The organism is Pyxidicoccus caerfyrddinensis (genome assembly GCF_010894405.1).
Classification (GTDB): Bacteria; Myxococcota; Myxococcia; order Myxococcales; family Myxococcaceae; genus Myxococcus; species Myxococcus caerfyrddinensis.
In genome coordinates, this window is record NZ_JAAIYA010000005.1 from 1 (window position 1) to 24,455 (window position 24,455).

At 68.7% G+C, this 24,455-nt stretch carries 17 protein-coding genes; 9 read left to right on the forward strand and 8 right to left on the reverse strand.

From position 1 onward, the window contains the following. Positions 1–337: 337 nt before the first annotated feature. Positions 338–1,117 carry an alpha/beta fold hydrolase gene (locus G4D86_RS12900; protein WP_163993265.1) on the forward strand — a complete coding sequence of 260 codons (780 nt, stop codon included), beginning with the start codon at positions 338–340 and terminating at the stop codon, positions 1,115–1,117. Positions 1,118–1,138: 21 nt separating this feature from the next. On the opposite strand, the gene G4D86_RS12905 is transcribed toward G4D86_RS12900, so the two are convergent. Continuing rightward, a complete protein-coding gene (locus tag G4D86_RS12905) occupies positions 1,139–2,695 on the reverse strand; it encodes an alkaline phosphatase D family protein (RefSeq protein WP_163993267.1) in 1,557 nt (518 codons plus the stop codon). A gap of 320 nt (positions 2,696–3,015) precedes the next feature. On the opposite strand from G4D86_RS12905, the gene G4D86_RS12910 reads away from it, so the two are divergent. The 5 genes from G4D86_RS12910 to G4D86_RS12930 all read left to right on the forward strand — a co-directional run bounded on the left by G4D86_RS12910 (position 3,016) and on the right by G4D86_RS12930 (position 11,545). After that, on the forward strand, positions 3,016–4,641 hold the full coding sequence (locus G4D86_RS12910) for a class I SAM-dependent DNA methyltransferase (protein WP_163993269.1): 1,626 nt from the start codon (positions 3,016–3,018) through the stop codon (positions 4,639–4,641). Positions 4,642–4,757: 116 nt separating this feature from the next. Further along, complete coding sequence (locus G4D86_RS12915) at positions 4,758–5,975, forward strand: restriction endonuclease subunit S (RefSeq protein ID WP_163993271.1); 1,218 nt, start codon at positions 4,758–4,760, stop codon at positions 5,973–5,975. A 294-nt stretch (positions 5,976–6,269) separates the two neighbouring features. Next, positions 6,270–7,595, forward strand: coding sequence for a Tox-REase-5 domain-containing protein (locus G4D86_RS53770; protein WP_275899107.1), 1,326 nt, complete (start codon positions 6,270–6,272; stop codon positions 7,593–7,595). Positions 7,596–7,609: 14 nt separating this feature from the next. Continuing rightward, positions 7,610–8,353 (forward strand): immunity 52 family protein, encoded by a 744-nt coding sequence (locus G4D86_RS12925; RefSeq protein ID WP_240360217.1) that lies wholly within the window; start codon positions 7,610–7,612, stop codon positions 8,351–8,353. Positions 8,354–8,464: 111 nt separating this feature from the next. Further along, a complete protein-coding gene (locus G4D86_RS12930) occupies positions 8,465–11,545 on the forward strand; it encodes a type I restriction endonuclease subunit R (RefSeq protein WP_163993278.1) in 3,081 nt (1,026 codons plus the stop codon). A gap of 45 nt (positions 11,546–11,590) precedes the next feature. Here G4D86_RS12930 and G4D86_RS12935 read toward each other — a convergent pair whose 3' ends face one another. The 3 genes from G4D86_RS12935 to G4D86_RS12945 form a co-directional block, all read right to left on the reverse strand. Beyond that, positions 11,591–12,262, reverse strand: a complete 672-nt coding sequence (locus G4D86_RS12935; protein WP_163993280.1) for a glutathione S-transferase family protein — start codon at positions 12,260–12,262, stop codon at positions 11,591–11,593. Positions 12,263–12,320: 58 nt separating this feature from the next. Beyond that, positions 12,321–13,628 (reverse strand): CotH kinase family protein, encoded by a 1,308-nt coding sequence (locus G4D86_RS12940; protein ID WP_163993283.1) that lies wholly within the window; start codon positions 13,626–13,628, stop codon positions 12,321–12,323. 232 nt (positions 13,629–13,860) lie between these two features. Beyond that, complete coding sequence (locus G4D86_RS12945; RefSeq protein WP_205519561.1) at positions 13,861–16,680, reverse strand: M16 family metallopeptidase; 2,820 nt, start codon at positions 16,678–16,680, stop codon at positions 13,861–13,863. 320 nt (positions 16,681–17,000) lie between these two features. Here G4D86_RS12945 and G4D86_RS12950 point away from each other — a divergent pair, with 320 nt between their 5' ends. Then, positions 17,001–17,696, forward strand: a complete 696-nt coding sequence (locus G4D86_RS12950; RefSeq protein ID WP_163993287.1) for a metallophosphatase domain-containing protein — start codon at positions 17,001–17,003, stop codon at positions 17,694–17,696. Between the two features lie 214 nt (positions 17,697–17,910). Further along, positions 17,911–19,704 (forward strand): signal peptide peptidase SppA, encoded by a 1,794-nt coding sequence (gene sppA / locus G4D86_RS12955; protein WP_205519562.1) that lies wholly within the window; start codon positions 17,911–17,913, stop codon positions 19,702–19,704. A 247-nt stretch (positions 19,705–19,951) separates the two neighbouring features. Here sppA and G4D86_RS12960 read toward each other — a convergent pair whose 3' ends face one another. After that, positions 19,952–20,542 (reverse strand): cysteine dioxygenase, encoded by a 591-nt coding sequence (locus G4D86_RS12960; RefSeq protein ID WP_163993289.1) that lies wholly within the window; start codon positions 20,540–20,542, stop codon positions 19,952–19,954. Positions 20,543–20,841: 299 nt separating this feature from the next. On the opposite strand from G4D86_RS12960, the gene G4D86_RS12965 reads away from it, so the two are divergent. Then, positions 20,842–21,930, forward strand: a complete 1,089-nt coding sequence (locus G4D86_RS12965) for a GspE/PulE/PilB domain-containing protein (protein ID WP_163993291.1) — start codon at positions 20,842–20,844, stop codon at positions 21,928–21,930. A gap of 12 nt (positions 21,931–21,942) precedes the next feature. On the opposite strand, the gene G4D86_RS12970 is transcribed toward G4D86_RS12965, so the two are convergent. From G4D86_RS12970 to G4D86_RS12980, 3 genes are all read right to left on the reverse strand, one after another. Further along, a complete protein-coding gene (locus G4D86_RS12970; RefSeq protein ID WP_205519563.1) occupies positions 21,943–22,548 on the reverse strand; it encodes a Uma2 family endonuclease in 606 nt (201 codons plus the stop codon). A 77-nt stretch (positions 22,549–22,625) separates the two neighbouring features. Next, complete coding sequence (locus tag G4D86_RS12975; RefSeq protein WP_163993293.1) at positions 22,626–24,113, reverse strand: tRNA modification GTPase; 1,488 nt, start codon at positions 24,111–24,113, stop codon at positions 22,626–22,628. Between the two features lie 87 nt (positions 24,114–24,200). Further along, a complete protein-coding gene (locus G4D86_RS12980) occupies positions 24,201–24,428 on the reverse strand; it encodes a hypothetical protein (protein ID WP_163993295.1) in 228 nt (75 codons plus the stop codon). Between the last annotated feature and the right edge of the window lie 27 nt (positions 24,429–24,455).

The window sequence follows — 24,455 nt, forward strand, 5'->3', positions numbered from 1 at the left end:
GGCTCGCCGTCGGGGCCGGAGGCTTGTCCATCGGCCCCGTCGATCACACTCCTCCGAGCCTGTCCAACCCATCCGCTAACCCCGCGTAACTACGGCACCCCGGTGTCAGGAAGATGCGATCGCCCTGGCCGGTGCCCGGTGGGGTGGCCGGACAGCCGGCCTGTTCCCGTTCTCCAATGTCGGGAGCTTGCGGCGCGAAATGTCCCGACATTTCCGAACAGCACGGTCCCGCGCCGCTCCCGGGAGGCCCTCATGCCTTCCGGAAACCCGACACGTCGTCACCCTGGAGCCACGCCGTCCGCTCACGGTGCCTGGAGTCATGGCATCGTCCGCGCCCATGGCATCCACCTCCCGCACCATCCAGGGCCCCGCGGGTCGGCTCGCCGTCACCGACTCCGGTGAGGGCGGGCTCCCCGTCCTCTTCGTCAACAGCAACGCCGGCCGCCGCGAGCAGTGGGCCGCGCAGCAGTCACATCTCCAGACGCGCTCCGTGTCCTTCGACCTGCGCGGAATGGGCGAGTCGGACCTCGACCCGCAAGGCCGCTATGGCGCCCCGGACATGGCCGAGGACGTGAATGCGGTGGCGAACGCGCTGGGCCTGGAGCGCTTCGTGCTCGTGGGGCACAGCTTCGGAGGCGCCGTCGCGGGCGAGTACGCCATCCGCTGGCCCGAGCGCCTCGCCGGGCTCGTCTTCGTGGACACGACGGGCACCATGCCGCCGCTGCCGCCCGAGCAGGTCGCCTGGTTCCAGGACGGCTTTCGCCCGGAGAAGTACCGCGACTTCATGGGCGGCTGGTTCGCGCCCATCCTGAAGAACGCGAAGCCGCACACGCACGAGGCGGTGATGCGCTGGCTGCACGCCACGCCGCGCGAAGTCGTATACGGCGCGCTGAAGAGCATCCTCACGTACAACTCGGACCGGGTCTTCGAGCGCTACAAGGGCCCCGTCCAGACGCTCGTGGTGGATGCCTTCATCCAGCCCAATTCCTATCACCTGCTCTACCCGCGCATTCCGCACACGGTGTTCACCGGCGTGAGCCACTGGCTGATGATGGACAAGCCCGAGGAGTTCAACGCCGCGCTCGACGCGTTCCTCGCCACGCTGCCGGGGAAGTGACGAGCAGGGCAGGGGAGGGCGTCACAGCTCTCCCGAGTCGAACACGGTGACGGGCTGCTCCGGGTGGCGCGAGTCCTGCCCCACCAGCTTGAAGCGCACGGTGGAGTGCGTGCCCCTGTCATTCACCTCCACTACGCCCACGTTCAGGGCGTTGTAGGGGTTTCGATTCGCACCGCCGACGCCGTCCAGCCGCACCAGCCGGGCGGCGGGTCCGTCCTCCAGCTTCAGCAGCAGCTCCGCGCGAGGCAGGTGCCCGGCCGCCCAGGCGGAGAACCCGCGCGTCACATGCGTCACCGCGCTGGAGGTGAACTGGTACAGCGAGCCCGCACTGTCGCCGAGCCAGTCGATGGCGAATGCGCAGCCCAGGTGCACGTCGCCGCTGAGCAGCACCACGCGCTGTCCGGGGCAGCGGCGCTGATGCGCGAGCAGCAGTCCCAGCAGCCTGTCCCTGTCCGGAAGGTTCCACAGGTGCGTCCAGCGGTCCCGCGCGTCGCCCCGGTGGCTGCGCAGGAGCGAGATGACCGCGGAGGCCCACGAAGGCACGTACACCATGGGCACGCTGAGCATGAGGAATACCGCGCGGCTGTCGCGGTGCGAGTCCAGCCACGAGGACAGGCGCGCGAGCTGCGCGGGTGAGTACACGCGAGGCTGCTCGCCGCCCCGGCGCTGGCTGCGCAGGTCCATAGCGTAGAAGCCGGTGCTGCCGTAGTCGAAGCTGAAGTCGAAGGTGTCCGGAGGCGCGCCCGGGCCGAGCACCCGAGCGCTCTGGTAGTCGTGATACGCCGCGCGAGCACCGTGGTGGAGCCGCTGCCACTCGGCGTCGGAGTGCTCGGGCTCGGCGCCCCAGTTGTTCACCACCTCGTGGTCATCGAGCATGGGCCACGAGGCGTAGTCCGCCTGCAGCGCGCGCCAGCCGGGCACGTCCCTGAACTGGCGATGGCGGAGCTGGTACAGGCGCCGCACCTCTTCGGCCGAGCAGTCCAGCAACCGCGCCCGTCCCGGTGGCGCCACGCCTCGGAAGTACGCGGGTGAGAAGAGGGACAGCGACGACGGCTCGTCCACGTAGACCTGGTCACCGCCCAGCAGCAGGAAGCGCGCGTCGTGTTCTGCCAATGCGTGGCGAGCAGCCTCCAGCATGGCCACGGAGAGGGGCCGCGCTTCGCCAGAGTCAGCGAAGGGTTGGTGGCAGCTCAACAGGCCGAAGGAGAAGGTAGAGGGAGTGTCCTCGGGGCGCGCGGGCAGTGTCTCGAAGCGGCCTTCACCGACGAGGACGCCCTCGTGCTCGCGAGTGATGCGGAAGCCGTGGCGCCGCAGGGGCGAGGGCGGCGGCTCGCCGGGGAAGTCGTCGGGGTAGAGCAGAGTGCCCGTGCCGTCCGCGTCCGCGTCCGCCGCGAAGTGCCAGGACACGGAGCGGCGAGGGCCTTCGCCGTCGAGCGGCCAGACCTCCAGCCGATGCGGGCCAGGAGCGTCCGAGCGCAACCACAGCCGCACCGAGTCCGGCCCCACCGCGCCGGGTGCCACGGCGCACGGGAAGCGCGAGTCGCCGAAGCGCGGGCAGGGTAGGGGAGGGCGGGACATGCGCCGTGAATCCTATGCCTGCAACCGAGGCAGTAGCGTCGGTCCGCCGTGGTCACAGTACGCATCTCGCCAATCGGGGTGCGAAGCCCAAGAACTCACTGCGCAAGATGTACCGCCGCCAGCAGGCCACGAGGCGCGGACTCAGCGCGACCAGCCGCACTCTCCGTGGCACTCGGTTGAGCATGCCGAAGGGTGCGTGCCGTCACAGGAGGTGCCGTGTCCCTGCCAGTCCGGCGCCGGTGGTGCTAGACCGCGCGCCGCACCCAGGCTCGCGGGCCTGGGTCGCCATGCAGTCCGTGGACAGCGCCGAGGAAAGCACCATGGCGAAGACCGAGAACGAAGCCAGGAAGCGTGGACGCCCCAAGGCCACTGAGCCGACCCCGCCAGGCGCGCCAGCACTCAATGGCACCACGCTGGGCTTCGAGGCGAAGCTCTGGCAGGCCGCCGACAAGCTCCGCAACAACATGGACGCGGCCGAGTACAAGCACGTCGTCCTCGGCCTCATCTTCCTGAAGTACATCTCCGATGCCTTCGAGGAGCGGCATGCGGCGCTTGAGGCCGACAGGAAGTCGGGGGCCGACCCCGAGGACCCCGACGAGTACCGGGCGGAGAACATCTTCTGGGTCCCCAAGGATGCACGCTGGTCGTACCTGCAAGGCAGGGCGAAGCAGCCGACCATCGGCAAGCTCCTCGATGACGCGATGGTCACCCTCGAGCGCGACAACCCGACGCTCAAGGGCGTGCTGCCCAAGGACTACGCGCGGCCTGCCCTCGACAAGCAACGGCTCGGCGAGCTCATCGACCTCATCGGAACCATCGGTCTCGGCGACAAGGCGAACCGATCACGCGACGTGCTCGGTCGCGTCTACGAGTACTTCCTGGGCCAGTTCGCCTCGGCCGAAGGCAAGAAGGGCGGGCAGTTCTATACGCCCCAGTGCATCGTTCGCGTGCTCGTCGAGATGCTCGCTCCGTACAAGGGCCGCGTGTTCGACCCGTGCTGCGGCTCCGGCGGCATGTTCGTGCAGAGCGAACAGTTCGTTTCGGCGCATGGTGGGCGTATCGGCGACGTCAGTATCTACGGCCAGGAGTCGAACCACACCACCTGGCGCCTCGCGATGCTGAACCTCGCCATCCGTGGCATCGACGCGAAAATCGCCTGGAACGAAGCCGGGTCCTTCCATCAGGACGCGCACAAAGAGCTCAAGGCCGACTACGTCATCGCGAACCCACCGTTCAACGATAGCGACTGGGGCGGCCAGCGACTGCGCGAGGACGTCCGCTGGAAGTACGGCGCACCGCCGGTCGGCAACGCGAACTTCGCGTGGGTGCAGCACTTCATCCACCACCTGTCGCCGACGGGCATCGCGGGCTTCGTGCTCGCCAACGGCAGCATGTCGTCGCAGCAGTCAGGTGAAGGGGAGATTCGCAAGGCACTGGTCGATGCGGATCTCGTCGACTGCATGGTGGCCCTGCCCGGACAGCTCTTCTACTCGACGCAGATTCCCGTCTGCCTGTGGTTCCTGGCGCGCGACAAGAAGAATGGATTGGGCGGGCGCGGAAAGAAGATGCGCAACCGTCAGCATGAGACGTTGTTCATCGACGCGCGCAAGCTCGGCTCGATGATTGACCGCGTCCACCGTGAGCTTTCGGATGAGGACATCGCGAAGATTGCCGACACGTACCATCGGTGGCGCGGCGACGGCTCAGGCAGGTACGCGGACGTCGCGGGCTACTGCAAGAGCGCGACTACAGAGGAGATCCGCGCCAATCAGCATGTGCTCACGCCTGGTCGTTACGTTGGTGCCGAAGAAGAGGAGGAGGACGGTGAACCATTCGACGAGAAGATGAAGCGCCTTGTCGCCCAGCTCGGCGAGCAGTTCACCGAAGGCGCGCGGCTGGAGCAGGTCATCCGGGAGACTCTGCGGAGGCTCGGATATGAAAGTTAGGACCAAATCCGACGCGCGTGGGAGAACGCACGAATACCTCACTCACAAATGCGGGGTTTAGAGGAAACAGAATTGAATGAACTTGGAGCGATGTACTGGATGCAAGGAGATAGCCAGTGACGATACTCCCCCCTGGCGGCATGCTCGCACGTGGATTCAGCGAAGGGACCACTTTCCAGTGGCCACTTGTACAGGCCCGCGAACTCTTCGAACTCAAGTACGGCAAGGCTCTTGTCGAGAGCGGTCGACGAGCTGGAGCAATCCCTGTGTTCGGAACAAACGGCCAGTGCGGCTGGCATGACACCGCACTTTTTAAGGGACCAGGTGTTGTACTGGGACGCAAGGGACAGGGACCGCTCGGCGTCGAGTGGGTCGAGACTGACTATTGGGTGATTGACACAGCGTACTCGCTTGCGCCCCTACGAAATGACATCGACCTCAAGTTTGCTTATTATTTACTTAAGTACGTCGGCCTGAATCATCTCAAAGACGGCACTTCAAACCCCTCACTCAGTCGCGACACGTTCGGCGCCCAAGTATTTCCCTTTCCGCCCTTTGAGGTGCAGCGTGCTACAGCGCACATCCTCGGCACGCTCGATGATAAAATCGAACTGAATCGGCGGATGAACGCGACGCTTGAAGCCATGGCAGAGGCAATCTTCATATCGTGGTTCTCGAAGCAGATGGCTTCGGGAAGCGCCAAGGAGAACTCGGTCGAATTGCTGTTCAACCAGGGGATATTGCAGGTCGGCGACGGATACCGAGCGAAGAACGACGAACTCGGCCTCACGGGGCTGCCATTCGCGCGAGCTGGCAACATCGACAATGGCTTCTCCTTCGAGGAAGCGGACCTCCTGCGCGAAGAATCCGTCCAGAAGGCCGCCGACAAAATGTCCCGGCCATATGACGTGGTCTTCACCTCCAAGGGCACGGTAGGTCGCTTCGCGTTCGTTGCGCCCGCGATGCAGCCCTTCGTCTACTCACCCCAGCTTTGCTTCTGGCGCAGCCTCGACCATGAAAGGCTGAACCCGTTCGTCCTACGACAGTGGATGCAAAGCCGCTGGTTCCTGGACCAGGTGGACCGGGTCAAGGGCCAGACGGACATGGCCGAGTATGTAAGCTTGCGCGACCAGCGCCAGATGCAGTTGCCGCTACCTCCACATGCCGAACAGCGGGAGGTCTCAAGACTTCTGGAATCGCTCCAACAGAAAGTCTGGAACAACGTCGCCGAGTCAAACTCACTTGCACACTGCCGGGACTCTCTGCTGCCCAGGCTCCTTTCCGGTGAACTCTCGGTGCGCCATGCGGAGCACTTCCTGGAAGCAACCCCATAGGGCCGTGTTTCCGAAGTTGGGGACACCGAGAGTAGGAACTTGATGACAGCGCGAGGATGGAGCGTGCTGCTGGCCTTCGTCGTCAGTGGATGTACTGCAGTGCGTGCGCCGCCCGGCCCTGACGGCGCCCTGGGCCACACCGCATGCGAGCCCACACTGACGAACACCCGAGCACGCGGGTCCTCAGGCCCAAGCCAGCACAGTCGCCCGCACAGACCCGAGCGCGAACCGGGCACGAACGTAGCCATACTGAGCGCGGCGGAGCTGGCCGCTCGCACCGTCACCAGCGGCGCCGTGCAACTCGACGCCTTCGAGACTCTGCTGGTGTCCGCGGGCCTGGAGACCCTGGACGCCCTGCCACCTCGCGGCGAGGCCCTGGCGCCAAACGAGGCAGCCCGGCTGCTCGCGCTGTTGACCCGCAAGCCCGTGACGCTGGACAGCTTCCCGCCACGTCTCGCGGCGAGCCACCTGTTGCGAGAGGTCCTGGAAGAAGGTGATGCATCCCGTGGCGAGCTTCTCCGCCGCGTCGAGCGCTTTGCCAACGTGGCGGTACTTCGGCCCGACGGCTATCTGGCCTGGGCGCGCAGCGGACGCACGCAGCAGAGGGTCGGTCCGGTGCAGTGGAAGGACAGTTCCTTCCGCGCGGGCCCCTTCGAGCTGGGCCGTTTCTACTCCGCCAGGTCTGGAGCCTTCCGTCTCATGGACCCACGGCTGCGCGAGCCCCAAGGAGGCGCGCTGGCCGAGCTGTACGACGATGCGGACTACATCAGCCGCACGCTGGACGGCGCCGAAGAGTCCTTCGTCGAGCTGGCCCTGGCCATCGGGCAGCTCTTCTCCACCCCCATCGCGGACAACCTCGCGGCGCTGGGGCACCTGCCAGCCGGACTCGCGGCACTGGTGGCCTCCTCGCCTGAATACCTGGAGCGCTTCCGGCACATGACGCGAGGGGAGCAGGTGAAGGCCCTCTCCAAGCTGACCGCCACCCTCATCGCCACCTGGGGCACGGCGGCGGCCACCACGCGCACGCTGACGGGGGCACTGGCCGCCGCCGAGGCCCAGGTGCCGGTGCTGTCCCTATCGGCCCAGGGCGCACTGATGATGGAGCGCGTCGCCGTGCCAGCAGGCCGGGCAGCCGCGATGCTGAGCGGCGGCCCCGGAGCGGCCCTCATCCTCCAGCGTGCCCGCACCGCGTCACAGGGCGCCTCACCCACGGGCGATCCGGGCAGGTGGGGACCCGCGAAGGAGTCGATGTCCCCTCGCGCCCGCCACTACCAGGAGCAGATTTCGGGGCGCTCCGCCGACGAGGCCTACTGGGTCGGCGGCATGGACACCCGCAGCGGAGGCGTGAAGTTCGACGGGTTCAAGGACGCCATGCTCCTGGAGGCCAAGGGGCCCGGCTATGCGAACAAGTTCCTCGATGACCTCATGCCCAGGGTCTGGTTCGAGAAGTCGGGAGCCAAGGCCCTCGTCGACCAGGCACGTCGGCAGCTCCGAGCGGCGGAGGGCATGCCCATCCAATGGCACATCGCCGAGCAGAAGACCGCCGAGGCCATCCAAGCGCTGTTCGAGCGAAACGGCGTGGTGGGAATCGACATCGTCTTCACACCACCCGTGCCTTGAAGGAGACCCAGGACGTGAACGAGACCCACTACGCAGGTGTCTACTGGGGCGCTCGGCAGGAGGCGCCCGCCCGGTGCGCCGAGCGCGCGGCGAAGCTCCTGGCGTCCCTCCCCAGCGTCGATGGCTCCCTCGCCCACTGGTTCCAGCAGGGCAAGTCCCGAAAGGACGCGCGCAAGCGCCCCATCGACCTCACGCTCCCGGCGCTGGAGGAGCTCATCCGCCGAGGCAAGGACCGGCAGTTCGACGACCTCGGATTCAGCGTGGCCGGATGGAATGGCGCGGACGACGACCAAGACGCCTGCGGCTTCAACTTCACCTGTGGCAGCTACTCCAAGTGGGTCCAGAACGCCTGCGTCTTCACCCTGCCAGCCCGGGGGCCGAACTCGGACCGGGTGCTCACCGCGCCCGCTCTCGGTGGGCTGCTGCGGATCATGGCGAGCGCCTGGGAGCCGGACTGGGGCGTGGCGATGTCGGACCCACTCCGCGAGCGGCTCAAGTCCCGCTGCGCGAAGGGTGGGCCCTACGTGGGCTGGGTCACCTACCTTGCCCGGCGTCGCGGAGCCGTGCCGCCGCTCCCCACGCCCGTGAGCATCGAGTCCGTGGAGGACAAGGGAACGCTCATCGTGCTGACACCGGAGCGCTTCACGGTCGCCAACCCGGAACATGTCGCACTCGCCGAACGAGTCCACGAACTGCTGGACCGCGCGGGTCTGCTGGGACCCCTCAATCCTTCACAGCCGGCCGCACCGACCACCTGAGCCTGGAGCCTGCTGGCCAATGTGTGGCTTTGCACGCGGGCCATTCGCGCTTTGCGTGAGATGAACGTTAGTATTCAGCACACGCCAGCAGGGTCCAGACAGGGCAGAGGAATGGCCGCTACCTTCACCGAGTCCGTCGTCGAAGAGGCCGCGCTGGAGTGGTTCGGTGCTCTTGGCTATGCCGTCGTCACAGGCCCGGAGATTGCTCCCGGCGAGCCCGCCGCCGAGCGTGCCACCTATGAGCAGGTCGTGCTGGAAGGGCGCCTCCAGGATGCGCTGCGCCGGCTCAACCCGAAGGTGCCCTCCGAGGCGCTCGAGGAGGCCTTCCGCAAGCTCACGCGCATCTCGTCACCCCAGCCCATCGACGCGAACCACGAGCTGCACCACTACCTGGTGAATGGAGTCAGCGTCGAGTACCTGCGCTCCGACGGCAGCATCGGCTACGACCCGGTCCGCGTGCTCGACTTCGACTCGCCTGGCGAGAACGACTGGCTCGTCGTCAACCAGCTCACCGTGAAGGAGCACGGCCACACGCGCCGCCCCGACATCGTCGTGTTCGTGAACGGGCTGCCCCTCGCGGTCATCGAGCTGAAGAACGCCGCCTCCGAGAGCACGACTCTCTGGAGCGCCTTCCAGCAGCTCCAGACCTACAAGGACGAGCTGCAGGCCCTCTTCGTCTTCAACGAGGTGATGGTCGCCTCGGATGGGTTGGAGGCGCGGCTCGGAACGCTCTCGTCCAACCGGGAGCGCTTCCTGCCCTGGCGCACCATCGAAGGCGAGGAACTCGCGCCCGCGAGCCTGACGCAGCTCGAGGTGCTCATTCGGGGCGCGTTCGAGCCACGGCGCTTCCTCGACCTCATCCGCTACTTCATCGTCTACGAGGACGACGGCGGCACCGTCACCAAGAAGGTGGCGGGCTACCACCAGTTCCATGCCGTGGCGCGCGCGGTCGATGCCACCCTCGCGGCTTCGCGACCCCAGGGCAGCCGCCGCGTCGGCGTCGTCTGGCACACCCAGGGCTCCGGCAAGAGCCTGACGATGGCCTTCTACGCCGGGCGCATCATCCTGCATCCCGAGATGCGGAACCCGACGCTCGTCGTCCTCACGGACCGCAACGACCTGGACGAGCAGCTCTTCGGCACCTTCTCGCGCTGCCAGGAACTGCTGCGTCAAAAGCCCGAGCAGGCCGGCAACCGCACCCAACTGCGCGAGTTGCTCAAGGTCGCCGCGGGCGGCGTCATCTTCACCACCATCCAGAAGTTCCTTCCGGAGACGAAGGGCGACACCTTCCCGTTGCTCTCTCCGCGAGAGAACATCGTCGTCATCGCGGACGAGGCGCACCGCAGCCAGTACGACTTCATCGACGGCTTCGCGCGGCACATGCGCGACGCCCTGCCGAAAGCCTCGTTCATCGGCTTCACGGGCACGCCTGTCGAGCTGACCGACAAGAACACGCGCTCGGTCTTCGGCGACTACATCAGCGTTTACGACATCCAGCGCGCGGTGCAGGACGGAGCCACCGTCCCCATCTACTACGAGAGCCGGCTCGCGAAGCTCAAGCTGCGTGACGAGGAGAGACCTCACCTCGACGAGTCCTTCGACGAGCTCACCGAGGGCGAGGAGCTCGAAGGCAGGGAGAAGCTCAAGACGAAGTGGTCCGCGCTGGAGTCCCTGGTCGGTACGGACCGCAGGCTCACGCTCGTCGCCGAGGACCTGGTCAGACACTACGAGGCGCGCCTGGCGGTGATGGACGGCAAGGCCCTGGTCGTCTGCATGAGCCGGCGCATCTGTGTGGACCTCTACAAGGCGCTCACCGCGCTGCGCCCCGCGTGGCATCACGACGATGACGCGCAAGGCGCCATCAAGGTGGTGATGACCGGCTCGGCCTCCGACCCCAAGGACTGGCAGCCGCACATCCGCAGCAAGTCCCGGCGTGAAGCGCTGGCGAAGCGCCTGAAGGCCCCCGATGACCCGCTCAAGGTGGTCATCGTTCGCGACATGTGGCTCACCGGCTTCGACGCACCGTGCATGCACACGATGTACGTCGACAAGCCGATGCGAGGGCATGGCCTCATGCAGGCGATTGCTCGCGTGAACCGCGTGTTCCGGGACAAGCCGGGCGGGCTCGTCGTCGACTACCTGGGCCTCGCCGACCAGCTCAAGCGCGCGCTCCACACGTACACGGAGAGCGGCGGGCAGGGTGATACCGCGGTGGACCAGGAAGAGGCTGTCGCGCTCATGCTGGAGAAGCATGAGATCTGCTGCGACCTCTTCCATGGCTTCGACTGGAGCGCCTGGACACATGGCAGAGCGGCCCAGCAACTCTCCCTCCTGCCCGCGGCGCAGGAGCACGTGCTCGCCCAGAAGGGCGGTAAGGAGCGCCTGCTCCAGGCGGTCACCGAGCTGTCGCACGCATTCGCCCTGGCCGTGCCACACGACGAGGCCATCCGCATCCGGGATGACGTCGGGTTCTTCCAGGCCGTGCGCGCGGCCATCGCCAAGACCTCGGCGGGTGACCGCAAGGCCTCGGGCGAACTCGACCATGCCATCCGGCAGATGGTCTCGAAGGCCGTCGTTTCGGATGAGGTCATCGACATCTTCTCGGCGGCGGGCCTCAAGAACCCGGACATCTCCATCCTGTCCGACCAGTTCCTCGCCGAAGTGCAGGGCATGCAGCACAAGAACCTCGCGGTCGAGCTGCTGCGAAAGCTCCTGCATGACGAGGTGCGGACGCGCTCACGTCACAATCTCGTCCAGGCGCGCTCGTTCGCGGAGTTGCTCGAGAAGGCCATCCGCCGTTACCAGGCCCGGGCCATCGAGGCCGCGCAGATCATCGAGGAGTTGATTGAGCTCGCCAGGGAGATGCGAGAGGCCGGCCGCCGCGGCGAGAAGCTGGACCTCACCACGGACGAGCTCGCCTTCTATGACGCGCTCGAGGTGAATGACAGCGCGGTGAAGGTGCTCGGCGATGAGACGCTCAAGCTGATTGCCCGAGAACTGGTCGAGACCGTCCGTCGCAATGTCACCATCGACTGGACCGTCAAGGAGTCCGTCCGCGCGAAGCTGCGCGTCATCGTGAAGCGCATCCTCCGCAAGTACGGATATCCACCCGACAAGCAGGATGCCGCGACCCAGACCGTTCTCATGCAGGCCGAGCTGCTGTCGGGCTACTGGACCGAGGCAAGGGCGTGATGAGCCACCCTTTTGCCCGTTCACCCGCTACCCACTTCCCGTCCGCTACCGCTGGAGTATCGACTGGACCGACTTCGCACGCTCCTCGTCGGTCGTGTCCTTCTTCAGCGGGAAGGGCACGTCGACTCCGCGCTTCACGGCGGGGCGCTCCGCAATCGCTTTCATCCACCGTTGCAGGTGGGGCAGCCCGTCCACCGACACGCCGGCCCAGTCGTGGACGCGCACCCACGGCCAGGTGGCGATGTCCGCGATGCTGTAGTCGCCCGCGAGGTACTCGCTCTCCTTCAGCCGCGTGTCGAGCACCGTGTACAGCCGCCGCGTCTCGTTCTGGTAGCGGTCGATGGCGGGCTGGAGCTTCTCCGGAAAGTAGCGGAAGAAGACGTTGGCCTGTCCCTGCATCGGCCCCACGCCCCCCATCTGGAACATCAGCCACTGGATGACGCGAGAGCGGCCCTTCGCGTCCGTGGGCATCAGCCGGCCCGTCTTCTCCGCGAGGTAGAGCAGGATGGCGCCCGACTCGAACACGGCGAAGTCACCCTCCGCCCGGTCGACGATGGCGGGGATGCGTCCATTGGGGTTGATGCGCAGGAACTCCGGTTGCTTCTGCACACCCTTGGTGATGTCCACCCCGTGCACCGTGTAGGGCAGGCCCAGCTCCTCCAGCGCTATCGAGACCTTGTAGCCGTTCGGCGTCGTCCACGTGTAGAGGTCAATCATGGGTGCGCCTCATAACGAGGCCCTCGAGTCCGCGCCGCATCAACTCGCACCCCGCGCTTCAGCGAAGCGACTCCTCCACGGTCCGCCAGCGTGTGTCCACCCAGGCGCGCAGGTACGCCACCTCGCCCGCGAAGTCGTTCAGGTCTGTGCGTCCGCGCCAGCGGGGGAAGTCCTTGTACTGCTCGCCCCAGCGCGCCTCGTCCTTGAGCGCCGCGGGGCCCAACTCGCGCGCGTACCCGTCGATGAGCCCGAGCACCACGTCCCGGTGCAGCGGCCCCTGGAGCAGCTCGCGGTAGCGCTCGCGCAGGGAGGCGGCGATGGCCGGGTCCTCCCGCATGCGCGCGAAGATGAGGTTCTCCCGCGTGAAGGGGTACAGGTCCTCCGCCTTCAGGCGCATCGTGTTCCAGTCCTGCCCGAAGCTGGCGTCCAAATCCCAGGGGATGAAGCGGAAGCGCGTCCCCGGCCCACGCGCCCGGAAGTGGTAGGCGTTCTTCGCCACCGAGTCCTTCGTGTACGCGAGGTTGGACAGAATCCACCAGTCCTCGTAGTCGCGCACGTCCATCCACTCGCCCCGCTCGGCGGCGAACTGCTCCGGGCTGGCGTCCGCCACGAAGGCGGTGAGCGCGTCGATGGTGCGGAACGCATCGTCACCGTCCTCGGGCTCGCCCGCCTTCTTCTCGTAGCCCTGGCGTAGCTTCACCTTGGGCAGGCCCATGGCGTCCAGGCGCGAGAAGTTCGCGTCACCGTCCACGGCCTTGAAGAGGTCCCCGCCCGAGTCCAGTCCCCAGTCAGAGAGGTAGTCGCGGTCGACGTGGTCCATCACGGTGTAGAGGCCCTGGTACTCGCCATTCACGTAGACGACCGCGCTGTAGCCCCTCAGCTGGAGGTGGTCCGGGGACATGCGGTTCCACACCTCGAACGCGAGCCGGGCGCGGAGGTATGAGTTGTCATTGAACGGGCTGGTGAGCACCAGCTTGCGGCGGCCCATGAAGCCACCGGCGTGCTCGGGCTCGTCGAAGGTCTGCCCCTTGTCGAGCTCCACCGTCAGGCTGCGCTTGGGGAAGCGCAGCGAGGTGTCCCCCCGGTAGCGCGTCTCCGCGGTGTAGCAGCGCCCGCGGTGGACGAGCCGCGCCGGACGGTAGCCGTCGTCGTCCGGCAGCGACGACGACATGAAGAGGTGGAGGACCGGCAGCCCGTCCTCCTCGTCATACGTGAAGGGGTCTGGAGCGCCGTCACTTCGCGCCTCGAAGCCCCGGACGAACGAGGCACTGTCAGCGCCTTCACACTCCGGAGGGGCCACGCTCCAGCCGCTCGTCGGGGCGCAGGCCGGAGCCGCCGCGCACAGGACGAGCAGCCACGGCAGCATGCTCGCGAGATGTCCGCTCCCTCTCCGCATTCCCCTCCCGTCCATGCAGGAAGGTAGCCACTGCGGGAGGCGCGGGCATCGCTCACCGCGGAGGCGCCCACCCACACCTCGGGACGCCCATTCCGTCACGCCGTGGACACTGTGCGGGCGTGGAGGAAAGACAGAGCCCCGCGGCGCCAGCAAGGCACCGCGGGGCTCGGAGCTTCACCTGCGCGCGTGAGCGGCTATCGCGTCACGGCGCGGCCGGTGCGTTGACGGGGGCCTTGGCCTTCTTCTCCACATTGGCGAAGTCGCCCGCCTTCACCTGCAGCACCCTGGCCCAGTCCACGTGCCGCTCCATCGCCTTGCGTACGTCCTCGGGCTTGAGCTTCGCGAGCTTCGCCTCGAGCGTCGCGTCGAAGGCCAGCGTGCGCCCCAGGTACAGGTACCCGGCGAGCTGCCGCGCCAGGCCACCGTCCTGCGAGCGCGCCGCCTGGCGGTACTCGAGCAGGCCCGCGCGCGCCTTCTCCAGCTCCTCCGCCGTGAAGCCCTGCTTCACCGCGCGAGACACCTCCTGGCCCATTGCCGCCTCCAGCTTCGCCGCGTTCTCCGGCGCGTAGATGGCGTAGGTGACGAAGTTGCCCACCGCGTCGATGTCGCCCGCGTCCAGGCTGCTGCCCACGCCATAGGACAGGCCGTCCTGCTGGCGGATGCGCGTGGCCAGCCGCGAGTTGAGGAAGCCGCCACCCAGCACGAAGTTGCCGAGCATCAGCGCCGGCCAGTCCGCGTCGTCCTTGCGCAGCTTCAGGGACTGGCCCGCCAGGTAGTACGCGTTCGCCTTGTCCGGCGTCTCCAGCGCCACCACCTTCGCGCCACCATCGGTGAAGACCTGCGGGACGCGCTTGAAGGGGGCCGGGCTCTTCCAGCCGCCGAACAAGTCCCCGGCGAGCGCCACCACGTCCTTCGCCTCGAAGTCGCCCACCACGGCCAGCTCGCCGTTGGACGCGCCGTAGAAGGCCTTGTGGAAGGCGCGCAGGTCCTCCAGCGGCGTGTCCTTCACGCCGGCGAGGCGCTCCTCCAGCGTGGGCACGTAGTACGGGTGCCCCTTCGGGTACTGCGCGGACATGGCGCGCCAGAAGGCGATGCTGCCCTGCGTCTCCGGCTCGCTGCGCTGCGACTCCATCGCGGCCAGCCGCTCCTGCTTGAGCAGCGCGAACTCGTTGGCGTCGAAGGCGGGCTCGCGCAGCACCTCGGCCACCAGCTTGAGCGCCTCGGGGAGGCTGGCGCGCGGGCATTCGATGGAGATGGTGGCGCCGGTGAGGCCGCCGTCCACGCCCACGCGCGCCTTGAGCTTGTCGAACGCGTCCTGGAGCTGCTGCCGACCGCGCTTCGCGGTGCCGCGCATCAGCATGCGGCCCAGGTACTGCGCCGCGTCCGACTTCCCGCGCAGCGCGTCCTCGGTGCCCCAGCGCAGGTTGAGGGCCAGGTTGACCATCTCCCCGCGCGTCTTCTTGGAGAGCAGCGCGTACTTCATGCCGCCCGGCAGCTCGCCGCGCTGCACGCGCGCCTCGACGTTGGCGGGAGACGGGTCGAAGACCTCGCCCTGCGCCACCGCCTCGCGGCCCTTGTAGCCGTCCATCATCTTCGCCATGTCCACCGGCGGCGGCATCTCCGAGCGCTCCGGCTTCGGCGTGGGGATGAACGTGCCCAGGGTGCGGTTGGAGGCCTTGAGGTACGTGGCCGCCACGCGCGTCACGTCGTCGGGCTTCACCGCTTCGATGCGGTCCCGGTGCATGAAGAACAGGCGCCAGTCACCGGTGGCGGCCCACTCGGAGAGCTGGATGGCGGCGCGCTCGGAGTTGTTGAGCGTCAGCTCGATGGCCTTGCTGAGCTGCGTCTTCGCGCGGGTGACCTCCTCCTCGGTGAAGGGCGTCTTGGAGGACTCCTCCACCGTCTTGAGGAACGTGTCGCGCGCGGCGGCCACGGGCTGGCCCTCGCGCAATTCCACGGAGAAGGTGAGGACGCCGGGGTCCCTGAGCTGCAGGTTGGAGGCGCCGGCGCGCGCGGCCTGCTTCGTCTCCACCAGGGCCTTGTAGAGGCGGCCGGACGGGTTGTTGCCCATGATGAGCGTGAGCACGTCGATGGCGGCGAAGTCGGGGTGGGCGCCCTCGGGCACGTGGTAGAGGCTGGTGAGGACGGAGGTGTCGCCCACGCGGCGCAGGGTGACTTCGCGCTCGCCGTCCTGGACGGGCTCGGCGGTGTACGTGGAGGGCACGGGCTTCGCGGGCTTCTTCAGCCGGCCGAAGGTGTCCTGAATCATGGACAGCGTCTTGCGCTCGTCGAAGCGGCCGGCGACGACGAGCAGGGCGTTATCCGGGCGGTAGTACTTCCGGTAGAAGTCCTGGAGCCGGTCGATGGGCACGTTCTCCAGGTCCGAGCGCGCGCCGATGGTGGCCTTGCCGTAGCTGTGCCAGATGTACGCGGCGGACATGACGCGCTCGAAGAGGATGCCGCGCGGGTCGTTCTCACCGGACTCGAACTCGTTGCGGACGACGGTCATCTCGCTGTCGAGGTCCTTGCGAGCGATGAAGCTGTTGACCATGCGGTCGGCCTCGAAGGAGAGGGCCCAGCGCAGGTTGTCGTCCGAGGCGGGGAGCGTCTCGTAGTAGTTGGTGCGGTCCATCCAGGTGGTGCCGTTGGGACGGGCGCCGCGCTCGGTGAGGGCCTGGGGGACGTTCTTCGTGGTGGGCGTGCCCTTGAACATCAGGTGCTCGAGCAGGTGGGCCATGCCTGTCTCGCCGTAGCCCTCGTGCTTGCTGCCGACGAAGTACGTCACGTTGACGGTGACGTTGGGCTTGGTGGGGTCCGGGAAGAGGAGCACGCGCAGGCCATTGGGCAGGCGGTACTCGGTGATGCCCTCCACGCTCGTCACGGGGGCGAGCGCCGAGCCCTTCGCGGAGCTGGCCCTGGCAGTGGCCGCGGGCTTCGCGGTGGGAGCAGGGGCCTGAGCCCATACCGGGGTGGCGGCCAGCAGCACGGCGGCCAGCAGGGAGAGCGGGGTGCGACGCTTCATGCGGTCCTCGCGAGTCGTCTGGAAGTGCACCGGCTTCTAACCCGGTATGCCCCGCCCGCCATCCCGAACGGCGTCAGTCCGGCCGGCCGGGCGTCCGAGGCGCGACATCCGGGAGGACCGGGGAGTTCACTGGGGAGCCTCATGGGTCCTGCGTGGGACTGACGCCCTGTGAGGTTGACTGCGCGCCCGGCCAGAGGCTCGAGCAGCGTGAAACGAAACACACGCAAGTCCAGGTCGTCCTGCGCGTCAGGGCTTGAGCACCGACCTGCTAACGTGACTCCACGGCCAGGGTTCCACGGCCGGAAGCAAAGGGACACGGGATGCGGCTGGTGCTCCTCTCCGATACGCACATGCACCACGAGGCACTGACGGTGCCCCCGTGCGACGTGCTCATCCACGCCGGGGACTTCACCCGACGCGGACGGCGACAGGAGGTCGAGGAGTTCCTCCGCTGGTTCTCCCTCCGCGAGGCGCGCGAGAAGGTGCTCATCGCCGGCAACCACGACTTCCTCTGTGAAGAGGCACCCGACCTGGCCCGCGCGCTCATCCAAGAAGCCGGCGTGCGCTACCTCCAGGACGAGGAAGCCCACGTCGCGGGGCTGCGCATCTGGGGCTCCCCGATGACGCCCCGGTTCGGACAGTGGGCCTTCAACCTGGACAGGGGCCCGGACCTCGCCGCCCACTGGCAGCGCATCCCCGAGGGCCTCGACCTCCTCATTACCCACGGTCCACCGAGCGGGCTGGGAGACCGCACCTGGTCCGGCGTCTCCGCGGGCTGTGAGGACCTGCTCGCCCGCGTGCGCCAGGTGCGCCCCCGGCTCCACGTCTTCGGCCACATCCACGAGGCGCATGGCGAGTACACACTGCCGGGCCTCGCCACGCGCTTCCTCAATGTCTCCAACTGCCGCCTGATGCCCTTCGGCGTCCGCCCGCCCCTCGTGGTGGAGCTGGAGCCCCGCTCGCCCCGCTCCACGACGGACGGAGGCCCGGAGGAGGGTGGGGCTTCCGTGGCGTGAGCTTGGGGCTCCTCGCGCCCGCCCTTCCACCGGGCGAGGCTGGAGACGCTCGTGCCCGCCCTTCCGCCCTGCGAGGAGCCTGGGGCCCGGAAGCACGAAGCCGCCCGGCAGCCCCTGGCGAGGACGTGCAAGCATCGTCGCCACCGCCCGTTAGTAGTAAGCACCGCGTGCGCAGGGCCGTGCCCCGTTTCGCGCGTACCAGGAGTCCCTTCGGATGAAACGATTCATCATCGGCACGCTGGCCTTCATCGGCGCGATGTCCATCCTCTTCTTCGTGGGCCTCATCGGCCTGATGGTGCTCGCCTCGGCGAGCGCCCCGACGGTGCCGTCCAACCTCGTGCTGGAGCTGGATTTGGAGGGCCCGCTGCCCGAGTACGTGCTGAGCAACTCGCTCAGCGGCGCCTTCGGCGAGGACCCGACCACCGTGCGCGACGTGGTGGACGCACTGGAGAAGGCCGGCGATGACCCGCGCGTGAAGTCACTGGTGGCGCGCGTGGGCAACCCCGGCAGCGCCGCCGCGGCCCAGGAGCTGCGCGACGCGGTGAAGGCCTTCCGCGCCAAGGGCAAGAAGGCCGTGGCCTATACGGACACCTTCGGAGAGGAGGGCAACGGCACCATGGGCTACTACGTCGCGTCCGCCTTCGACGAAGTCTATATCCAGCCGTCCGGTGACTTGAGCATCACCGGCCTGTCCTTCGAGACACCCTTTGCGCGCGACGCCTTCGCGAAGCTGGGCGTGACGCCGCGCTACCACAAGCGCGCCGAGTACAAGAACGCGGTCAACACATACACCGAGCAGGGCTACAACGCGCCCCACCGCGAGGCCACCGAGCGCTTCACGCAGAGCCTCTTCGGCCAGGTGGTGCGCGGCATCGCCGAGGACCGGAAGCTGACGGAGGACGTCGTGCGCGGCCTCATCGACAAGGCGCCGCTGTTCGGCCAGGAGGCAGTGGATTCGAAGCTGGTGGACGGGCTGCGCTACCGCGACGAGGTCCTGGCCTCGGTGAAGAAGGACGCGGGTGACGGCGCCGAGCTGCTCTACGTGCACAAGTACCTGGAGCGCGCCGGCCGCCCGCACACGTCCGGAGACACCATCGCCCTCGTCTATGGCGTGGGCGGCGTGTCGCGAGGGAAGAGCCAGGACAGCCCGCTGGGCGGCGGGCAGGTCATGGGCGGTGACAGCGTGGCGGCCGCGCTGCGCAAGGCCGCCGAGGACCCGCGGGTGAAGGCGATTGTCTTCCGCGTGGACAGCCCCGGAGGCAGCTACACGGCCAGCGACACCGTGCGCCGCGAGGTGCAGCGCGCGAAGGAGGCGGGCAAGCCCGTCATCGTCACCATGGGCACCTACGCCGCGAGCGGCGGCTACTTCGTCGCCATGGACGCGGACCGCATCGTCGCGCAGCCGGGCACGCTCACCGGCAGCATCGGCGTGTACGCGGGCAAGTTCGTGACGCAGGCCTTCTGGGAGAAGCTGGGGGTCAACTTCGAGACGATTGCCGCGGGCCGCAACGCCGCCATACACAGCTCGGACGAGGACTTCACGCCGGAGCAGGACGCTCGCGCGGAGGCGGAGATGGACTACATCTACTCGGACTTCACGCGGCGCGCGGCGGCCGGGCGGAAGATGCCGCTGGAGAAGCTCCAGGGGCTGGCGAAGGGCCGCGTGTGGACGGGCGAGGACGCGCTGGCCAACGGCCTGGTGGATGCGCTGGGCGGCTACCCGAAGGCGCTCGCGATTGCGAAGGAGCTGGCGAAGCTGCCCGCCGACGCCCGCGTGAATGTGGAGGTGTATCCGCGCAAGAAGGCCACGTCCGAGGTGCTGTCCGAGCTGCTCGGGCAGACGGGCGACAACAGCGAGGACGACGCCGCCTCGGTGAGCGCCCTGTCCCCGTGGGCCCCCCTGCTGGAGGGCGTGCGCGGGGTGTACGCGTTCGGCGCGCGGATGGGCCTGTTCGAGCACCAGCGCGGCTCCCTCTACTCCCCCATGCCCCGGGCGAGCTGGGAGTGACGCACCGCTCGCCCGGGCGGATCAGCACGCCCGGGCGGGCCGCGAGGGCAGGGCGCCAGGCCCGTCCTCCACCGGAACACCGTGCATCGAGCAGGGCGGCTCCATGGGTGCGGGCCGCCGCGTCACTCCGGGACGCAGGAGCGTCTTCAGCGGACGCCGGGCCCGGGTCTCCCGGCCGGTTCGGGTGCCTCAGACGTGGATCCACGGAAGACCGCGACTGCGCCGACGACTCCGCGAGAGCGGTGCCTCAGACGCGGATCCGCGGGTGCGCGGACTCCGGGGGCGACAGCGGGCGGCCGAAGACGGAGTGGTAGCGGAGCTGCTGCATGGCGCACCGCTGGCGCTTCGCGTCGAACACGAGACAGCGCTCCACCGGCCCCGCGTAGACGTGCAGCGAGACGGCGGGGCCCTGCTGGTTGACGACGCGGTGGATGGGCGCGTCGGGGCAGCGGAAGTCCACGTAGCCCGCGCCCACCGGCCCCACCACCGCCGGAGACCCCAGCCGCGCCGGCCCCGGCTCCAGCCCGCCCGACACCAGCCCGTAGTTCTCCAGGAGGAAGGTGCCGGACTGGATGCTGAACCAGCACTCCTGCCCGTCGTGGTCATGGATGGGCGAGACGGCACCTGCCTCCCAGCAGTTGAGCAGCACCTCCAGCCGCGCATCCCGGTAGACGAGGTTGCGCGTGTACCGGCCCCGGCTGAAGTGCAGATACGGCTGGAGACTCGACGGCTCCACCACGAGCCCCGCGAGCCGCTCGCCCACGGCCAGCAGACCCGGCTGCCCGCCCGGCTCCTCCCGAAGGAGCCCCACCAACGCCTCGAGGGTCATGACGCCCATGGGGGAAAACCTAGGTAAGGCACCGACACGGTGCCTATTAGCGTGTTGGATGGGGCACGGTCGGGCGCACGACGCGCACTTGAGGACAGGCACCCCATCGAATAGAGGACATCCTCCACTCAGGGGTCGCCACTATGCCAGGGCGGCCCCGGGTTTGCATCCTGGCGCGAACATTGAACCATCTGGCGCGCGCGAGGAAGCCGCGAGCCGGTGGGAAGCGTACAGAGAGAGTCAATTTCCTGGACCGAAGCCGTTCCTGTTGTCGAGGAGCCGCCAAGGTGGGGGCCGAGGAACCGAACATGAAGAAGCGACTGGGTGACATCCTCGTGGAGCGCGGTGTGATTGATGCGCTGCAGCTCCATTCCGCGCTGGCGTATCAGCGCAAGTGGGGGGTGCCGCTGGGGCAGGTGGTGGTGGATCAGCGCTTCTGCACGGCGCAGCAGGTCCTGGAAGCGCTGGCGACGCAGGTGGGGATGGAGACGGTGGAGCTGGACGCACAGCCGCCGGACGCCAACCTGACGTACCTGATTCCGGAGAAGGTGGCGGAGGCGCACCGGGTGGTGCCGCTGCGGCTGGAGGGCAAGGGCGGCCGGGACTCGGTGCTGGTGGTGGCCATCGCCGCGCCGGCCAGCCTGGCGTCGCTGGACGCGGTGAAGAGCGTGTCCGGCAAGTCGCGGGTGGTGGCGAAGCTGGCCACGGACGCGGCCATCCGCCGCGCCATCGGCCGCATGTACCGCGGCGAGACGGGTGAGGCCGTTCCGCGCCGTCCCGGCCTGGAGGGCTTCTCCCTCCCCGAGGCGGACGACAGCATGCCCATGCTGCTGGGCGGCACCATGGCGGACCTGACGAACATGGAAGCCCCCTCCGACGCGAGCGGGCTGCCCATGCTCTCCTCGCTGGACGAGGCCACGCGGCCGACGCCCGCGCCCGTGAAGCCCATCTCCAAGCCCATCTCCGCGCCCGTGGCGGCGGTGGCCCCGCGCCGGCCCACGCCCTCGCAGGTGAAGATTCCCACGCTGACGCCGGCCCGGCCGGAGCAGGTGGCGCAGGTGCTGGTGTACGGCTGGGGCGTGGAGGCATCGGCGGGGCTGGTGCGGGTGCTGGAGGCGTCGGGGCTGAAGGCGCAGGTGGCCAGCACCGAGGAGCTCCTGGCGGCGAGCGAGGCGCAGGTGGTGGTGGCGCCGCTGCCGTCCATGGAGGCGCTGGGCCGCAAGGTGCTGGCGCAGGTGCTGGTGGCCGGCAAGGTGCCGGAGCTGGATTTGCCCCGGGCCCAGGCGGTGGGCGCGAGGGGCTTCCTCGCGGCGCCGGTGGACCCGGACCTGCTGCTCCGCGCGGTGCGCCGGCTGGCCCGGCCCACCGACAGCACCTTTCTCAAGCGCGCCGGCTGACCGGCGCGACCCTCAGGGTACGGCTGCCAGCAACGCGGGCTTGTCCGAGCCCTCTGGCAGCCAGAGTGAAGCGAGCTCCAGGGAAGAGGACGCGAAGGGCTCGGCGCGCACCACCGAGTCCGACTCGTAGCTGCCGGTGAGGAGCCAGCCGCGCTTGACGCGCTGGTACACCTCCAGCGTGCGCGCGACGGGGTCCACCAGCCAGACGTGGGAGACGCCCGCGCGCGCGTAGAGGGGCAGCTTGCGCGTGCGGTCCAGCGCGGCGGTGGAGGGCGCGAGCACCTCGCACACCCAGTCCGGCGCCACCGTGAGGAAGGGCACGTCCGGGTCGGGCGGGGAGGCCACGCGCTCACGGCGCCAGCCAGCCACGTCGGGGACGAGCATGTCCTGGCCCAGGTGCAGCTCGGGCGCGCGCAGGAAGCACCAGCGGCCGCTGCCACCGCGGCGCCGGTCGAGCTGCTCTCCCAGCTCCACGCCCAGCATGAAGGCCGCGCGCGTCTGCGCGGCGGAGGGGCGGGGCGAGGCCACGAGCTCCTCGTCCAGAATCTCCCCCACCCAGCCCGAGGGCAGGGCCGAGAGCATGGAGTACCGCGCCAGGGGGATGGAGCCTTCCGTCACAACGCCTCCGAGAATTACCGGGTGAGGGCCGGCATTCTAGGGAGCGGTCTGACACGCCCCCGCGTGCCGACGCCGTGTCATTTCCCGATGCAGAAACGCTGGAAGATTGCGTCCAGGAGCGCTTCGGAAACGGTGGTGCCTGAGACTTCGCCGAGGGCCTCGAGCGCGAGGCCGACCTCGCCGGAAACGACTTCCAGCGTGGAAGCGTGTGACGCGGCCCCGGCACGGGCCAGGGCCTCGGCGGCGCGACGCAGGGCATCGGCGTGGCGCTCGGAGACGAGGGCCACGGCGGAGGGTGTGCCGCCTCCCCAGAGCTGGCCGAGCATGGCGGCGCGGAGGGACTCCACGCCTTCGCCTGTGAGTCCGCTGACACGCGGACGCGGCGTGGACGTGACACCCGCAGCCGTGAGCCCGCTGACACGCGAGCGCGGCGTGGATGTGACACCTGAAGTCACCTGGGCCACTTCCGCTGCCGTAGGGCCCGGACGAAAGTTCACCGCCGACAGAGGCTCCGTCAGCGTTCCGTCCGGGTGAGCATCCCCACCCTCGGCTCGGGCCGCGACATCGCACTTGCCATCCACCGCCAGCACAGGCGTGGCACCGGCGTCGCGAAGCCATGCCTTGGCCTCCGTGTCCGTGGCTTCCGGCGGCAGCACGAGCACGGCCAGATCCACGCCCGTGAGCAGCTCGCGCGTGCGGGCGATGCCGAGCGCCTCCACGCGTCCCGGCGCCTCGCGCAGCCCGGCGGTATCGAACAACGTCACGCCCAGCCCGTCCCACTCGACGCGAGCCTCGAGCGCGTCACGCGTCGTCCCGGGCTCGTCGTCCACCAGGGCGCGCGCCTCACCCACCAGCCGGTTGAAGAGGGTGGACTTGCCCGCGTTGACGGGGCCGAACAGCGCCACGCGCGCGCCCCTTCGCACCAGTCGGCCCCGTCCCGCTTCCGCGAGCAGCGTCTCTGCCTGTGCACACAGCGCGGCAACACGCCCGCTCGCGTCCGCGTCCGCTCCTTCCGCCTCGTCGGGGAAGTTGAGGACCCCTTCGAGGTCCGCATGGAGCTCGCGCAGCGGTTCCTCGAGCGCGCGCACGCGAGAGGCCAGCACGCCGGACAAGCCCGCGGCCGCCGCGCGCACCGCCGCCTCCGAGTCCGCCGCCACCAGGTCCGCCACCGCCTCCGCACGCGTGAGGTCCAGCCTCCCGTTGAGGAAGGCGCGGCGGGTGAACTCACCCGGAGTGGCCGGGCGCACGCGCTCGTCTTCCAGCGCGCGCGCCAGCAGCAGGCTCAAGAGGCGCGGGCTTCCGTGCGCCTGTAGCTCCACCACGTCCTCGCCCGTGAACGAGGCCGGCGCGCGGAAGTAGAGGAACAGGCCCTCATCCAGGGCGCGGCCCGCTCCGTCGACAAAGGTCGCGAGGTACGCGTGACGCGGAGTCGGCTGCGCGGGCACGCCCGGAGCCAGCAGCCGGCCCACCTCCAGTGCGGCGGGGCCAGAGAGCCGGAGGATGCCCACGGCCCCGGCGGTGGGCGCGGTGGCCAGGGCGGCGATGGTGGGGGAGTCGGACGTCATCGTCGGCACGGTGGCGGAACAGGCAGCCCGCGTCCACCGGACGTCATGCGGAGCTGGGTGCCCCGCGAGCAGGAAACCGGCCCCGCGTCAGCGAGGCCCCATCGGAGGCGTGGAACCGCGGGCGGCCTTCTCCACGGCCTCGCGGTTCTCGTCGATGTAGCGCTCCACCGCGTCGTCCTCGAGCTCCAGGTCGCGCAGCACGCCTGGATAGACGAACCGGAAGGCAGGGGAGTCCTCATCCCCTCGCAGGCGGAAGCTCATCTTCAGCACCGCCGCGCCGTACAGCTTGTCCTTGAGAGCTTTCGCCTTGCCCATCCCTCGTCTCTCTTCCGGAAGACTCCA